The 14856-nt window shown below is 73.5% G+C and carries 13 protein-coding genes and 2 pseudogenes; 9 read left to right on the forward strand and 6 right to left on the reverse strand.

Annotated features, from left to right (window positions below):
• Window positions 1-127: 127 nt before the first annotated feature.
• On the forward strand, window positions 128-874 hold the full coding sequence (locus tag ACWDCZ_RS05530; RefSeq protein ID WP_449815275.1) for an alpha/beta hydrolase family protein: 747 nt from the start codon (window positions 128-130) through the stop codon (window positions 872-874).
• A gap of 2 nt (window positions 875-876) precedes the next feature.
• Here the strand turns inward: ACWDCZ_RS05530 and ACWDCZ_RS05535 are convergent, their stop codons facing one another.
• Together ACWDCZ_RS05535 and ACWDCZ_RS05540 are read right to left on the reverse strand one after the other, a co-directional pair.
• A complete protein-coding gene (locus ACWDCZ_RS05535; protein ID WP_074004499.1) occupies window positions 877-1401 on the reverse strand; it encodes a universal stress protein in 525 nt (174 codons plus the stop codon).
• Window positions 1402-1657: 256 nt separating this feature from the next.
• A complete protein-coding gene (locus tag ACWDCZ_RS05540) occupies window positions 1658-2335 on the reverse strand; it encodes a TetR/AcrR family transcriptional regulator (protein ID WP_117492341.1) in 678 nt (225 codons plus the stop codon).
• Window positions 2336-2478: 143 nt separating this feature from the next.
• Here ACWDCZ_RS05540 and ACWDCZ_RS05545 point away from each other — a divergent pair, with 143 nt between their 5' ends.
• A complete protein-coding gene (locus ACWDCZ_RS05545) occupies window positions 2479-3297 on the forward strand; it encodes an MOSC domain-containing protein (protein WP_449815276.1) in 819 nt (272 codons plus the stop codon).
• Between the two features lie 129 nt (window positions 3298-3426).
• Here ACWDCZ_RS05545 and ACWDCZ_RS05550 read toward each other — a convergent pair whose 3' ends face one another.
• Window positions 3427-3759, reverse strand: coding sequence for a ribonuclease (locus ACWDCZ_RS05550; protein WP_049650667.1), 333 nt, complete (start codon window positions 3757-3759; stop codon window positions 3427-3429).
• A gap of 387 nt (window positions 3760-4146) precedes the next feature.
• Between ACWDCZ_RS05550 and ACWDCZ_RS05555 the strand changes: the two genes are divergently transcribed.
• Together ACWDCZ_RS05555 and ACWDCZ_RS05560 are read left to right on the forward strand one after the other, a co-directional pair.
• Window positions 4147-5664: a carboxyl transferase domain-containing protein gene (locus ACWDCZ_RS05555; RefSeq protein WP_449815277.1), complete on the forward strand. Its 1518-nt coding sequence runs from the start codon at window positions 4147-4149 to the stop codon at window positions 5662-5664.
• Between the two features lie 510 nt (window positions 5665-6174).
• Window positions 6175-6570: an aggregation-promoting factor C-terminal-like domain-containing protein gene (locus ACWDCZ_RS05560; protein WP_049659347.1), complete on the forward strand. Its 396-nt coding sequence runs from the start codon at window positions 6175-6177 to the stop codon at window positions 6568-6570.
• Window positions 6571-6810: 240 nt separating this feature from the next.
• On the opposite strand, the gene ACWDCZ_RS05565 is transcribed toward ACWDCZ_RS05560, so the two are convergent.
• Window positions 6811-7269: an HD domain-containing protein gene (locus ACWDCZ_RS05565; RefSeq protein ID WP_449815278.1), complete on the reverse strand. Its 459-nt coding sequence runs from the start codon at window positions 7267-7269 to the stop codon at window positions 6811-6813.
• A gap of 290 nt (window positions 7270-7559) precedes the next feature.
• On the opposite strand from ACWDCZ_RS05565, the gene ACWDCZ_RS05570 reads away from it, so the two are divergent.
• A complete protein-coding gene (locus tag ACWDCZ_RS05570) occupies window positions 7560-8486 on the forward strand; it encodes an AEC family transporter (RefSeq protein WP_449815279.1) in 927 nt (308 codons plus the stop codon).
• A gap of 20 nt (window positions 8487-8506) precedes the next feature.
• Here ACWDCZ_RS05570 and ACWDCZ_RS05575 read toward each other — a convergent pair whose 3' ends face one another.
• Window positions 8507-8941 (reverse strand): MarR family transcriptional regulator, encoded by a 435-nt coding sequence (locus ACWDCZ_RS05575; protein WP_449815304.1) that lies wholly within the window; start codon window positions 8939-8941, stop codon window positions 8507-8509.
• Between the two features lie 170 nt (window positions 8942-9111).
• On the opposite strand from ACWDCZ_RS05575, the gene ACWDCZ_RS05580 reads away from it, so the two are divergent.
• A complete protein-coding gene (locus tag ACWDCZ_RS05580) occupies window positions 9112-9981 on the forward strand; it encodes an alpha/beta fold hydrolase (protein WP_449815280.1) in 870 nt (289 codons plus the stop codon).
• A 494-nt stretch (window positions 9982-10475) separates the two neighbouring features.
• Window positions 10476-10867 (forward strand): annotated as a pseudogene (locus tag ACWDCZ_RS05585) (transposase); the annotation flags it as partial.
• A 520-nt stretch (window positions 10868-11387) separates the two neighbouring features.
• Here the strand turns inward: ACWDCZ_RS05585 and ACWDCZ_RS05590 are convergent.
• Entirely contained in the window at window positions 11388-12107 is a 720-nt protein-coding gene (locus ACWDCZ_RS05590; protein WP_049655934.1) for a DinB family protein, read from the reverse strand.
• A gap of 221 nt (window positions 12108-12328) precedes the next feature.
• On the opposite strand from ACWDCZ_RS05590, the pseudogene ACWDCZ_RS05595 reads away from it, so the two are divergent.
• Together ACWDCZ_RS05595 and ACWDCZ_RS05600 are read left to right on the forward strand one after the other, a co-directional pair.
• Window positions 12329-13051: pseudogene (locus ACWDCZ_RS05595) on the forward strand (transposase); the annotation flags it as partial.
• Window positions 13052-13964: 913 nt separating this feature from the next.
• Window positions 13965-14738 (forward strand): hypothetical protein, encoded by a 774-nt coding sequence (locus tag ACWDCZ_RS05600; RefSeq protein WP_449815281.1) that lies wholly within the window; start codon window positions 13965-13967, stop codon window positions 14736-14738.
• Window positions 14739-14856 lie beyond the last annotated feature (118 nt).

A 14856-nucleotide genomic window follows, 5' to 3' on the forward strand; every position in this document is an offset into this window, starting at 1 on the left:
ACTCTTCCTACTGAAAGTAGGACGTGCTCTGGTAGCACCACTGACGCCTGACGAGGAATCCCTCCCTCGCGACGAGAAGTACAGTACCAGCTCCGTGATCATCCACCGAACCGGAGGGGAACCCCGCATGACGAGCGCTCGACCCGAGGCCGGTCCGCCTGCCGCCCCGACTGCCGCTCCGTACGCGGAAGGGCGGCTGATGGACGTCCACCTCCCGGCCGCCGGCACCGCCGGACCGGCTCCCGTCGTGCTGCTCTGGCACGGCAACGGCCCGAACGAGCGTGACGTGCTGCGGCCGCTGGCCCGGGAGGCCGCCGGGCTGGGGCTGCTGGTGCTCGTCCCGGACTGGAGCTCCGAGCAGCCGGACCGCGGCGGCGCCGAACTGCTCGCCTCGCTGGCCCAGGCCCGCCGGATCGCCGCCGAGCACGGCGGGGACCCGGCCCGCTTCGTGCTGGCCGGCTGGTCGATGGGCGGCCGCGAGGCGATAGCCGTGGCCACCCACCCGGACACCCCCGCCGAGCTACGGCCCGTCGCCGCCGTCGGCATCGCCTCGCACTACTCGACCACGGCCGTCACCACCGGCGAGGCCCCGCTCAACCACCTGGCCGCCGGCCCGTCCCCCGTCCCGCTCTGGCTGGTCCACGGCACGGCGGACGGGATCGTGGACATCGAGCACACCCGGCGGTTGAGCGCTGCTCTTACAAAGCAGATGTCGGCGGTACGGACCCTCGAACTGCCCACCGACCACGCCGGCGTGGTGATGACCGCCTACCGCCCCGAGGCCGGCCGCTGCCTTCCGGCCACCGATGCCGACACCCTGGCCGCCGGCCGGCGGACCGCCGCCGTCCTCGCCGAGGCGGCCGGGTCGGCCTGACCTCAGTTCCCCGCCGCCGGCTCCCGCAGCCCGCCACCGCGCTCCAGGGCCTCCAGCTCGCGCTGCAGCGGCGGACGCGGGACGGCCAGGACCGGGCAGGCGGCGTGCCGGACGCAGTAGGCGGTGACCGAGGGGTGCACCAGTCGGGCGAGGCGGCCGCGCTCCCGTCCGGCGCCGAGGACGAGCAGGTCACCGGGCCGGTCCGCGCACCGCACCAGCGTGTGGCCGGTGTCGCCGCGGACGGCCTGGCAGCGCAGCCGGACGCCCGCGTGGCGTCCGGCGAAGGCCTCGTCGAGGGCCTGCCGCAGCCGGGCCACGGCGGCGTCGCGGCCGGCCTCGATCACCGGCGGGCACGGGGTGCGGCGGTAGCCGAGTTCGTCGCCGGGCGGGGTCCAGCAGAGCACCGCGAGCACCTCGACGTCCGAGCGACGGGCCTCGGCCACCGCGCGGTGCAGCGCGGCGAGGCTGCCCAACGAGCCACTGATGCCGACCACGATCCGGCCTCCGTCCGCACCACTGTCCGTCATGGCCCGCCCTGCCTCTCCGTCCGCCCGCGCGCCCGGGTGCCCTCGCACCGGGCCGGACCGGACCGCGCCGATTCCACCCCAGCAAAGCGGCCCGCGCCCGTACGGCCACGGGCCGTTGACGCGGCTCTGACGCGGGGCCCGTCCTTCCGTACGCGTCCCTGATGCGGCACGGGCGGAAGCAGGCTCGGGCTTGCGGCGGGCTCAGGCTTGCGGCGGGCTCAGACTCTGGAGGGCTCCGGCTCAGGCGGGCTCAGAGTCAGGAGGGCTCCGGCTGCTCCGCCTCCCAGAGGTCCGCGAACATCCGGTCCAGGTGCTCCTCCCCGATCGGTGGGACCGGCAGCGGGTGGGTGGCCTGGGCGCGGAAGCCGTCGAGCAGCAGGGCGAGGTAGCGGCGCCAGAGGTCGGGGCGCAGCTCGGTGGCGGCCGGCAGGGCGCGGCAGAGCGGGCCGAGCAGGAAGAGCAGGTCCATGGTGACGACGTCGCGGCGCATGGTGCCCTGCTCCTGGGCGCGGGCGATCAGGGCGCCGACGGTGGTGGCGTGCCCGCGGCTGATCTCGATCATCCCGGGGATGGTCGGGATGGCCTGGGTGACCAGGTCGTTGATGCCCCGGTCGGCGGCGACCAGTTCGAAGATCCGCCCGAAGTACCGTTCGAGGCCGCTCCAGGCGTCCGCGTCGGCGAGCGCCTCCTCGCCCGCGGCGGCCAGGCCGCCCCCGGCGTCCGCGAACACCTCGCCGATCAGCGCCTCGCGGGTCGGGAAGTGCCGGTAGAGGGTGGCGTTGCCGACGCCCGCCTCCTTGGCGATCTGGTCCAGCGGCACGTCCAGGCCGTGCCGGGAGAACATGTCGCGGGCGGCGGCGAGCAGGAGGTCGCGGTTGCGCTGCGCGTCACGCCGGAGCCGCCCCGGGGGGTTCGCGCTGCTCGGTGGTGCCATGCCCCCGACCCTAGCAAGCGGCGGGCGGATCCACCCCGTCCCGCCTCCGCCCCCGTCGACCCGCTCAACTACCCTGTGGGGTTCGCGAGATGGACGGTACGCGGGCGTAGCACGGCACGCCGGCGCGAAGGGGGAGCAGGACGATGGCCACGGTGACGGAACTGCGGTACTACCCGGTGAAGGGCTGCGCGGGGGTGGCGGCCGCGCAGGCGGAGCTCACCCGGGCCGGGCTGGCCCACGACCGGGCGTTCATGGTGGTGGACGAGGAGGGCGTGTTCCGCTCCCAGCGCCGGGACCCGGTGCTGGCCACCGTCCGCCCGACGGTGGCGGAGGACGGCCGTTCGCTGACCCTGGCCGCCCCGGGGACGGAGCCGGTGTCGGTTCCGGTAGACACCGGGGGCCCGCGCCGCGAGGTGCGGCTGTTCGGTGCGCCGTTCTTCGGCATCGACCAGGGCGAGGAGGCCGCCGACTGGCTCTCCGGGGTGCTCGGCGCGCGCAGCCGGCTGGTCCGGGTGCCGCCGGAGCACGACCGGGTGACCGACGGGCTGGTCCCGGGCACCTCGGGCTACGCGGACAGCTGCGCCGTGCACCTGGTGTCGCACTCCTCGCTGGAGTACTTCAACGAGCTCTCCGGCACTCCGCCGCTGCCGATGGACCGGTTCCGCCCGAACGTGGTGGTGGACGGCTGGTCCGAACCGCACACCGAGGATCTGGCCCGCCGGATCGAGGTGGGCGGGGCCGAACTGGGCTACGCCAAGCTCGCGATCCGCTGCGCGGTGACGATGGTGGACCAGTCCCACGGCACCAAGACGGGCCCGGAGCCGCTGCGCACGCTGGCCCGGTACCGCCGGGCGGCGGCGGGCGGGGTGGCGTTCGGCAGCAAGTTCGCGGTGCTGCGGCCCGGCACGCTGCGGGTGGGGGACGAGCTGGCGGTGGGCGCCTGGGGGCCGTCCGAGCTCTGAGCCCGGGGGCGGCCGTAGCGACTACGGCTACGGTTACGGCCGCACGGCGGTGACCTCGGCGGGGAAGCCAGCCGAGGCCACCGTCGTGTCGGAGCGTCCGGGGACGGCCCCGGGGTGATCAGCGGACGGTCAGCAGGTCTGGTCGATCAGCGAGAACGTGGCGTAGTGGTCGCCGGTGTAGTAGTCCTCCTGGCTGGCCTGCCCGGTCACGATCCGGCGGGCGCCGCGGGTCGGGGAGCCCGGGGTGATGACGGTGTACTCGTGGTAGTAGCCGTAGGACTCGCTGGGCAGGACGCCCTCCCGGTTCTGGAAGACCACCCCGTCCTGGGAGTAGGGGAACGGTCCGCCGGAGGCGATCAGGTTGAGGGTGTCGGTGGCCTGCGACGGGAGGGCGGAGAGGCAGACCGAGCCGCTCACGTCGGCGTGCGCCTCGGTGGCGACGGCGACCGGGGCGAGGGTCATCAGGGCGACGGCGGTGACGGCGGCGGCGCGGGTCTTCCACGCGCGTAGAGTGCGAGTCATGTCCACCAGTCTGACGAGACACCGTCAGCTCCGGAAGCCCTCAGAAAAACTATTAACCAGCGAGTAACTACCCTTTACCTACGAGGACTTGAGCCGTACGCCGAGCCCCGCGCCCCTCTCCCGGAGCCGTCCGCGAAACGCCCACGAACCGCCCGTCCAGCGCAAGGGTCGACCGCCATCGAACTCATGTCGGAGCTGTCCCGACCGGACCGTGCCGCATAGAGTGCCGCCTAGCCGGACGGATCACGGCGGGGCCGGGACGACCGCCGGAACGATCGCCGGAGCAATCACCGGAACGATCGCCGGAACGACTCTGACGGGGTGGGCATGGGTACGGGCTCGGGCACGGCACTGACGGCCCACCAGCTGATCGGCCTGCTGGTCGATCCGGGCGGCTTCCGCGGCTGGGACGAGCCACCGGCCGTCGACCGGCCCGACCCCGGCTACCGCGCCTCCCTCGACCGCGCCCGCGAGCGCACCGGCCTGGACGAGGCCGTCCTCACCGGCGTCGGCTCGATCGACGGCCGGCCGGTCGCCCTCATCGCCTCCGAGTTCGGCTTCCTCGGCGGCTCGATCGGCGTCGCCACCGCCGAGCGGATCACCCGCGCCGTCGAGCGCGCCACCGCCGAGCGGCTGCCGCTGCTCGCCCTGCCGGTCTCCGGCGGGACGCGGATGCAGGAGGGCTCGGCGGCCTTCCTCTGCATGCTGCGGATCACCGCCGCCGTCCAGGCGCACCGCGCCGCCGGCCTCCCCTACCTCACCTACCTGCGCAACCCCACCATGGGCGGGGTCTTCGCCTCCTGGGGCACGCTCGGACAACTGGTCCTCGCCGAGCCCGGCGCCCGGCTCGGCTTCCTCGGCCCGCGCGTGTACGAGGAGCTGCGCGGCGTGGAACTGCCGCCGGACGTCCAGCGGGCCGAGACCCTCGCCGGCCAGGGACTGGTGGACGCCGTCGTACCGCCGCAGGAGCTGCGCGAGCTGCTCCGCCGCACTCTCGCCGTCCTCGCCGCCGCACCGCCGTCCCCTACTACAGACCCCACCGCCTCTCCGGCCCCCGCGCCCGTCCGCACTCATGGGCACCCCGACGCCTGGGACTCCGTCCTCCGCACCCGGCGCCCCGACCGCCCGGGCACCCGCGAGCTGCTGCGGCACACCGCCGAGGAGCTGGTGCTGCTGGACGCCCCCGGCGGGCGCGGCGGCGCACTGGTCCGGGCACTGGCCCTGCTCGGCGGCCGGCCCGTCCTGGTCGTCGGCCAGCAGCGGCAGACCCCCGAGCACGAGCGCCCCTTCACCGCCGCCGACCTGCGGGCCGTACGCCGCACCGCGCGCCTGGCCGAGCAGCTCGGACTGCCGCTCGTCACCGTGGTGGACACGGCCGGCGCCGAGCTGTCCGCCCAGGCCGAGCTGGACGGCATCGCGGTGGAGATCGCCCACTGCCTGACCACCCTGCTCGCGCTGCGCACCCCCGTCCTGGCCGTGCTGCTCGGCCAGGGGTCGGGCGGCGGGGCGCTCGCACTGCTCCCGGCGGACCGGGTGATCGCCGCCGAGCACGCCTGGCTGGCGCCGCTGCCGCCGGAGGGCGCCTCGGCGATCGTCCACCGGGACGGCGCGCACGCCGCCGAGCTGGCCCGCGCCCAGGGCATCGGGGCGCACCGGCTGGCCGAGGTCGGGCTGGTCGACGAGGTGGTCCCGGAGCTGCCGGACGCCGCCGAGGAGCCGACGGCCTTCTGCGCCCGGCTCGGGCACGCGGTCGGCGCGGCGCTCGGCGCCCTGTCGGCGACCACCGAAGCGGACCGGCTCGCGGCCCGGGCCGTCCGGCACCGACGGCTGGGCGACCTCCGTTAGGACCCGCCTCCCACCTCCTGCCGCTCGGCGCGGCGGTGTCGCGCCGCTCCCGCCGCTCGGGTGTGGCGCCGGTCTCAGCGCGGGGTTGATCGTCTGTACCCACCGTGCTTCGACCGGGCCGGCGAGTGACGCCCGCCGAGCCCCGCACGGTGAGTGCGCTCACACGTGATCAACACCCACGACGGGCGGTAGTAGACGCCCTCGGAACGCCCGCGCCACTCCGACACCCCCCGCGTTCGCGCAGCTCACCCCCGCTCCGCACGCTCCGCGCGACCGCCCCTTCGAATCCACGGCGGCCCCTTCCGTACGACCGTGGGTCGTACCGAGGGGGTCTTGGCGGGGGCCGATGCCGTCTGCCAACAATGGCTCAGTCGTCAGCCGCACCGGCACCTGTCCCGCCGGTGAACGGCTTGCTGCCGGGTCACGACCCCGCGACCGTCACGGCCCCTGTCCGGCCGAGGTCCGCGGCGGGGAGTGACCCGGCCCAACCCGATTGAGGTCCTGCTCTTTATGCCCGCTTTCAAGCTCCGTATGCGCACCTCCGCCGCGATCCTCGCCGGCGCCGCCGGTCTGACCGCCCTGGGCGCGGGTGTCCTGCCCGCCACCGCGAACGCCGCCACCGCCTCCCCGCAGGCCATCGCCGCCCAGATCGTCCCGGCCAACCAGCTGGCTTCCTTCAGCCAGATCATCGCCCACGAGTCGAGTTGGAACGTGTCCGCGACCAACGCGAGCTCCGGCGCGTACGGCCTGGCCCAGGCGCTGCCGGGCTCCAAGATGGCCTCGGCGGGCTCGGACTGGAAGACCAACCCGGCCACCCAGATCAAGTGGGCGCTGGACTACATGAACACCCGCTACGGCAGCCCGAACGCCGCCTGGAACTTCTGGCAGGCCAACCACTGGTACTAAGCCGACCCCATCGGCCCACCAGCCTCCGACCGTCACCTGACCACTCCCCCTCACCCCGGGGGTCGGACAGGGACCACCGGGGTGCCCGAGAGGGCCCGGACCCGCGCGATCCGCGTGGTCCGGGCCCTCTTGTGGTTCCCCGGCGCCCGTGGGCGGCGGGCTCTCGGGCTCCGACTCCTTGGGCCCCGGCTCCTTGGGCCCGGCTCCTTGGGCCCCGGCTCGGGGACTACAGCTCGTGGACTACAGCTCGCCGGTGAGTCCGAGCAGCTCGCGCATCCGCGCGTACTTGGCGGCCAGCCGCTCGGCGGTCGCCGGGTCCAGCACGGCGAGGCGGGCCGGATCGGAGTTGTGCGCCAGGTCCGCGCACTTGACCAGCAGCGCGCCCGGCGTGGCCAGGATGCGAGCCGTGTACTCCTCGACCGGCTCGTCCCGGCGCCGGGTGAGCGCGTCCACGATCGCCTTGGTCTCCTCCGGCAGCGCGGCCCCGGCCAGCCACTCCCGGCTCAGCCGGTCGTCCTCGACGGTGTCGTGCAGCCAGCCCGCCGCGACCTGCGCCGCGCTGCCGCCGCGCGCCGCCGTCCCGTGGGCGACCGCCGCGATGTGCTCGCCGTACGGGTGGCCGTTCTTGTCCACCTGCCCCCGGTGGGCCCGGCGCGCGATCGCCTCCACCTCGGACAGGCTCAGGTACTGGTCCTCCATCGGCTCATCGTAGGCCCGGGCGGTCGGCGTCGCTCCGGGCGGTCGACCGCGTTCCTGGCGGTCGGCCGCGTTCCTTGGCGGTCGGCCTCGTGCCTGGCCCGCCGATCCCACCGACGGCCCGACCCGGCTGGCGTGCCCGCGACAGGCCCGTTGATCACCTCGCCGACGGCCACTGGTTTACTGCCCCGGGGGGTTCAAGGGCTTCGGGGGGTCAGCGCGCTCGGGAGTCGGCGCCCCCGACGGGAGACCCCCGTCGCACCGGCAGATCCGCCCGAGCGATCCGAGGAACCATGCCAGCCCTGCACCCCCTGCTGTCCGCCTTCGCGCCGATCTGGGCGCTCACCGGCGTCGGCTACGTCGTCGGCCGCACCGGGCTGCTCGGGCCGCAGGCCGAGACGGTGCTCAACCGGTTCGTCTTCCACGTGGCGATGCCGGCCGCGCTGTTCCTGATGATCGCCCGCACCCCGCTGGACCGCTTCGCCAACGCCTCGATGCTCGCCTTCACCGCGGGCACGGTGGTCACGATCGGCCTCGGTCTGCTCGTCGGGCGGCTGCTGTTCCACCGCGAACCCGGCGAACTGGCCGTCGGCGCGATGGCCTCCGGCTACGTCAACTCGGCCAACCTCGGCATCCCGGTGACCATGCAGGTCCTCGGCGACGCCTCCTTCGTGGCGCCCGTGGTGCTGTTCCAGATCCTGGTGGTCACCCCCGCCGTCCTGGCCGTCCTGGACGGCGGCGCGGCCGGGCGGCGGGCGCTGCTCACCCTGCCCGTCCGCAATCCGATCCTGCTGGCCACCGCCCTGGGTGCCCTCGCCTCGGCGACCGGCGTGCACCTGCCCGCCGAGCTGAATCGTTCCTGCGAACTGCTCGGCGGCGCCGGCGTCCCGACCGCGCTGATCACCCTCGGCATATCGCTGCACAACCGCCCGCCGGCGGAGGGCCGTCCGCGCCGCACCGAGGTCGGGCTGACCGTCGCGCTCAAGACCCTGGTCCAGCCGCTGGTGGCCCTCGCCGTGGCCGGCCCGCTGCTCCACCTGCCCGCGCACCAACTGCTCACCGTGGTGCTGTTCTCCGCGCTGCCCACCGCACAGAACGTGTACACCTACGCCCGCGAGTACCGGCAGGGCATCGCCCTCGCCCGGGACGCGGTGCTCTGGTCGACGCTGGTGTCGATGGCGACGCTGTCGGTGATCAGCTGGACCCTCGGCCCCGCGTAGCCCCGGCCCTCCCTGGACGCTCAGTCCTCCCGGGCGGCCGCCACCACCCCGGTCATCGCCGTCAGGAAGCGCCGGGCCGCGTCAAGCTCCCCCGGCTCGAACTGCCGCATCGCCGCGACCAGATCGCCGATCAGCCCGCCGAAGAAGCCCTCCCCCAGCTCCATCGCCCGCTCCTCCACCAGCAGCCGCACCCGGCGCCGGTCCCGCGGGTCCCGCTCGCGCCGGATCAGCCCGAGCCGCTCCAGCCGGTCCACCAGGCCGGTCGTGCCCGCCGAGTTCAGCCCCAGCGCCTCGCCGAGCCGGCCCGGGGTGACCACCTCCCCGGCCCTGGCCGCGTCCAGCAGGTGGATCAGCGCCCGCAGATCGGTCGGATGCAGACCGTTGCGGGCCGCGAACTCGGCGCCGAACAGGTCGAGTTCGACCGTCAGGCCACGCAGCAGGTGCACCAGCCGCATCGGATCGGCAACCTCGGACACCCTGTCGTCCTTCCTCGGGGAGGGCATGTGCGACTATTCTCTCGCTCAGCGAGATACTTGTTCAGCGTAATACTCGTTCACCGCGACACTTGCTCGGCGAGTGGTCCAGCCGGCTCGGCCGCCATCACACCACACCCGCGGAGGCCCTCATGTCCGCCCGCACCACCCCCTTCCTCGCCGCCTACGACGCCCTGCTCGCCCGCTGGCCCGTCCCGGTCGAAGCGCTCACCGTCCGCACCGCCCACGGCACCACCCGGATCAACGCCTGCGGCCCCGCCGACGGCCGCCCGCTCGTCCTGCTCCACGGCGGCGGCGCCACCTCCACCCTGTGGTTCGCCAACGCCGGCGCCCTGGCCGAAGCAGGACACCGCGTCCTCGCCGTCGACCTCATCGGCGACCCGGGCCGCAGCGTCCACGACGGCGCCGCCCTCGACGGCGTCCCCGGCCTGCTCGGCTGGCTGGACGCCGTCCTCGACGGACTCGGCGTCCAACAGGCCGACCTCTGCGGCCACTCGTACGGCGGCTGGATCGCCCTGGAGTACGCCCTGCACGCCCCCACCCGGGTCGGCCGGCTCGCCCTGCTCGACCCCACCCAGTGCTTCGCCGGCTTCCGCCCCGGCTACCTGCTGCGCGCCCTCCCCCTCTTCCTCCCCCACCGCACCCCGGCCCGCGCCCGCGCCTACCTCGACTGGGAAACCGGCACCACCCCCCGCCCCGACCCCGCCTGGCGCGAGCTCTACGCCCTCGGCTACGCCGACTTCCCCGCCTCCCCCGTCGTCACCGGCCCCCGCCCCACCCCCGAACGCCTCCGCACCCTCACCACCCCCGTCCTCACCCTCCTCGCCGCCCACACCCGCACCCACGACCCCCACGCCGTCGCCCGAACCGCCCGCCACACCCTCCCCCAAGCCGAAGTCGCCATCATCCCGGCCACCTCCCACCACAACCTCCCCATGGCCGCCCCCCACGACCTCAACCCCCGCCTCACCACCTTCCTCACCCCCACCCACCACCCCTGACCACGTACCCCCGCAGCATGAGAAGTCAGCCCATCCGACTTCTCACGTCCCCCCACTCACTCGCACCAGGAGGCGCGGCCCGGATCCGCCACCGCATGCCGCCTATCAGTTTCCGCCGCGTCCACGCCTGCGGTCGGCCCGGCTTGATGCCCTGCGGCAGCAACGGTTCAAACCACGTCAACTGACTGTTCGTCAGATCTCCATGTCCCGCGGAGCGTGATCGTTTCACCGCCGAGATCCACTTTCGCGACAAGCCCTCGCGCACCCGCTCGCCAGGCAGCAGGCGCTTCACAGGCGGCCGGTCGGGACAGGGAGGCGATCAGTCCGGGCGGAGCCCTTGCAGGCCTTGCGCTTGCCCCGGCCGTCGTCCCACCGGGACTGTTCGCCGGGTTTGCAGCAGATCAGGGTGACGATCGAGACCCGTCGACGGGAGCGGACCTCGCTCCATCTCCCGCTTCACTTAAGCAAATTGCCACTCACTCAGCCCGGGAAGCGAGCGACTGCGGCCGGGCAGTAAGCACCACCTGATCACCGACGCCAACGGTATCCCGCTCGCCGCCCCCTGACCGGCGGGAACCGCAATGACGTCACCCAGCTCATTCCACTGCTTCAGGCACTGCCGTCCGTTCGCGGCAAGCGCGGCCGGCTCCGGCGCCGGCCCGACGCCGTGCTCGGCGACCGCGGCTACGACCACGACAAGTACCGCCGCCTGGTCTGGAACCTCGGCGTGAAGCCGCTCATCGCCCGCCGAGGCACCGAGCACGGCTCCGGACTCGGCACTCAACACGGGGTCGTGGAACGCGCCTTCGCCCACCCGCACTGGTTCCGACGCCTGCGCATCCGCTGGGAGATCCGCGATGACATGCACGAGGCCTTCCTGAGCCTGGGTTCCATCGGGCGCCGCATTCGCCTGCACCCATGCCGGGTTCAACCGCTGGTTGAGGCCGAGTTCGCATGCCCGCTCCTCCAGCCTGACCAGCGAGGTCGTATCGAGGACCTTCAACTCCCGAGGCACCGGCTCATCCGAGTTCATCGCCCCCATGCTGCCCGATGGCACCCCAGCGACTGGAACCGACCATCGAAGATCATTTCGTTAGGAGTTCTTACTCCTGGATGGTGGACCGACGCCGCGCACGTATCGCACGACGAGGGCGTACCCGCGGATCGACGGCTCTCAGCCTCTGCGGCGAGGCGGGTTCAACCTGAGCTTGTTCCTTATGGTGCGGCTCGGTTTCGCTAGCGGGGTGGGTGTGAGCGGACCGGTCCGGTCCGGTCGCGTTCGATCAGCGTGGCGGGGCGTTTGACGGTCTTGCCCACGTCGCAGCGGGGGGCTTGGTCCGGTTCGGGACGCCGGCCGGCCTGGGCCCGGGCGGGTCGGCTTGGGTGCACGTTGTCTGTAGTCGGCCCTACTCGGCGTCCTGTGCCTCGATCAGGTCGAGGTCGCGAACGCAGAAGGTGTGGTGCTCGAAGGTCTCCTTGAGCACCGTGCCGAGGCACTGCCGCACCAAGCGGCCCCGGGCGTACGGCGGCCAGACATCGTCGTCGGGCACCGGCGCTCGCGCTGCGAGCTGCACGGCGGTGACCTCATCGAGCCAGGCCTCAAGCTCGGCGGCCTGCGCGTCACGCACGCTCACGATCTCGTCGAGGGCCGGATCGAGCGAGAGGTCAAGCCCGTGCGCTCCACGGTAGGGCTCGACGGTCGGCCCAATGCCCATCGGCGTGAACAGCTCCGTCGAGCCCAGGCAGCAGCGGCGGAACCACGAGTCGTGGACGAAGACCAGGTGGCGCAGCGTCTGCACCGCCGACCACTCGTCGTTCACGCTGCGGCGCTCGATGCCGGGCGTACGGCGGATTCGCTCGATCGTGGCGGCCCAGCCGGCATGGAGCTGACGCGATGCCTCGCGCAGATCGTCAGGGTCCTCGGAGCGGATCAGCACCCGCACCGGATGACGCCGGTCGAGCTCTGCCTCGACGTACTCGGTGACCTCGACACCGTTCACTACGAGGTTGGTGACGTGCCCGTCGATCACGGCATCCTGCATGACGACGCCGATCAGGCGCGCCCCGGTCAGATCGCACTCGCGGAACTCCGCACTGTGCAGATCCTCGTCGATATATCGCGTCATGTCCGCATACTAGGTCCGAGCACCGACAAGCCAGCCTCCCCGGTTTGACTTAGCTTGTTCCTTGGCATCGGGCCCTGATTGTGCTCGTCGATGGCTCACTCGTTCGGGTGATCGGCGGACATGGGGACGGCCCGGTCGTGATCCTGACTCTGCGAGGAGATCGAGGAATCGACGACGGGGCCGTGCCGATGAGTGTGCTCCGACTTGCCACCCGGCGAGACATGTTCGTGGAACTGTCACTCTTCCGGGAGGACTACTACGCCAGCCTGTCCGCGCGGGCGGACGCGTTCTTTGAACCGACCGACGCGCTGCTGTGCCCGGATGCGCCCACCCGTACGCCGGTGGAGCTGTCACTGACCGCCGAGCACCACCGCGGCTACGGCTCCCTGTACGGCGCGCTCGACCACGGCCGTCTGGACACCGAGCTGCTGCGGGACCTGCTGGCCGAGCTGCCACTGCCCCGCTTCGCGGGCCGGATCGTGCTCACCGTGGACGTCTCGCCGTGGCTGCGCTCCGACGCCGCCTGCTCGCCCGAGCGGCTGTTCTGCCTGGTCCACGGCCGCGCTGGCCAGGCGTCCAACCACGTGGTGCCGGGCCGGCCCTACTCGTTCGTCACCGCGCTCACCCCGGACCGGACCTCGTGGACGCAGGTCCTGGACGTGGTCCGCCTCGGCCCGACCGACGATGCTGCGCTGGTGACCGCCGCCCAGCTGCGGCAGGTGGTCCGGCGCCTGGTCGCCGCGGGTCAGTGGCGCGACGGCGACCCGGACATCGTGATCGTGATGGACGCGGGCTACGACCCGATGCGCCTCGCGTACGTGCTGCGGGACCTGCCCGTCGAGGTCGTCGGCCGCCTGCGCTCGGACCGCGTCCTGCGACTGGCGAAGCCCGCCTACGTCTACGACCCGAAGGGCGGGGCCCCCGAAGCGCGGGCCCCGCTTCCCACTCGCCGACCCCGCCGCCTGGCCCGAACCCACGCTGACCACCAGGAACGACACCCCGCGCTACGGCAAGGCCGAGACGACGGCGTGGGACCGGTCCACCCCTACCTCACCCACCGCTCCGCCTGGATCGGCGACGACGGCGAACTCCCGCTGGTCAAGGGCACTCTGATCCGGCTGAAGGTCGACCACTTGCCCGGCGACCGCGACGCGCCACCGGTCTGGCTGTGGTCCTCCAAGACGGGCGCCACCGCCGATGACGGCGACTTCATCTGGTCGAGCTACCTGCGCAGATTCGACCCGGAGCACACCTGCCGCCTGTTCAAGCAGACCCTCGGCTGGGCCCGCCCCAGGCTCCGCTCCCCGGAGGCCGCGGACCGCTGGACCTGGCTCGTGATCGTCGCCCACACCCAGCTCCGCCTCGCCGCCCCACTCGCCGCCGACCAGCGCCGCCCTCGGGAGAAGACCAGCCGCCCCGGCGTCGCGCTGACGCCGACCCGCGTCCGCCGGGGGTTCCGGAACATCCGACCCCCACCTGCCCAGTCCGGCCCGTGCGCCCAAACCCAGCACGCCCGGCCCCGGCCGGCCACCCGGCATCCCGAACCGGACGAAGGCCACCCCCTGCGACGTGGGCAGAACCGTCAAGGTCCCCGCCACGCTGATCGAACGCGACCGAACCGGACCACAGCGATCAGCGCCCCGGTGAGCACGCCCCCACCCCGTTGGTCAAGGATCAACCTGAGTAACGGCGCAGGAAGTCGGCCAGGCGGCAGGATGTGGGACCCCGTTCCGGAAGGGGGCCGGGAGCAGGGACCGGATACAGCTGGGCGGCGGCGCTGGTGGAGGGTTAGGCCACGAGGTGCAGGGGTGGGTGTCGGAGGTGTGGGGGTGCGGGGGGCGTGCGTAGCGTTGCCGGATGACCGAAAGGACGCGGGGCGGCGGCGCGGCGCAGGTGAGTGCGGCTCATGTGATGGCGCCGGCGGTGGTGTTCGCCATTCCGGTGCTGAAGCTGGCGTGGACGCTCGGGGGTGGGGACGCGGCCCGGGACGCGCTGCTGGCGATGGGGCCGGCGAACTGGGTGGACGTCGTCATCGGGATGTTCTTCGCCGAGCCGGTGCTGGCGGTCGTGCTGGCGGCGGTGCTCTCCTACATCGGCTACGCCTACCGGGCCGCTCACGGCGGGGCCGCCCGGCGCCAGGGGCGGGCCCTGGCGGAGACGGCGGCGCGGGCGGCGATCCTGCCGGGGGCGCTCGGGGTGGTGGTCGGGGCGTTCAACGGGCTGTGGTGGGGTGTGGCCGCGGGCGTCCTGGGCTACCTGTTGCGGCTCGGCGTGGTGGCCGAGTACCGGACGGGCGCGCGCTCGGCCGACACCGGCCGGCGCACCGGGCGGACCGCCGTGGCCTTCGGGCCCCGGGCCGTCGAGGCGGCACGGGTCGCGGCGCTGCTGCTCTCCCTGGTGGTGCTTCCGGTGCTCTCGGTCGTCGCCGCCCTCGACGGCCGGTCCTGGACGAGCGTGCTGATGTGCGACGTCGACACCGGCGCCGGCCCGCAGCGCGCCCGGCTGGTCGAGCTGGACCGTCAGGCTCCGGGCGTCGTCGGCTGGGACGTTCCCGCCCACGAGGTGGTCAGCGGCACCAACTGCGCCACCGACCCGGACGACGTCCTCCGCGCCCCGTGGTGGCGCCGGTAGGGCCGACGACCGGACAGGCCGGTCCGATGATGGCCCTCCTCCCTCCGAGGCCATGGCGTACCTTCGCTGGAACGCGCCTCCGTGGGCGCCGTCCACGTCGATCGGGCGGCCGCCGGGC

This window comes from Kitasatospora sp. NPDC001225 (assembly GCF_053597855.1).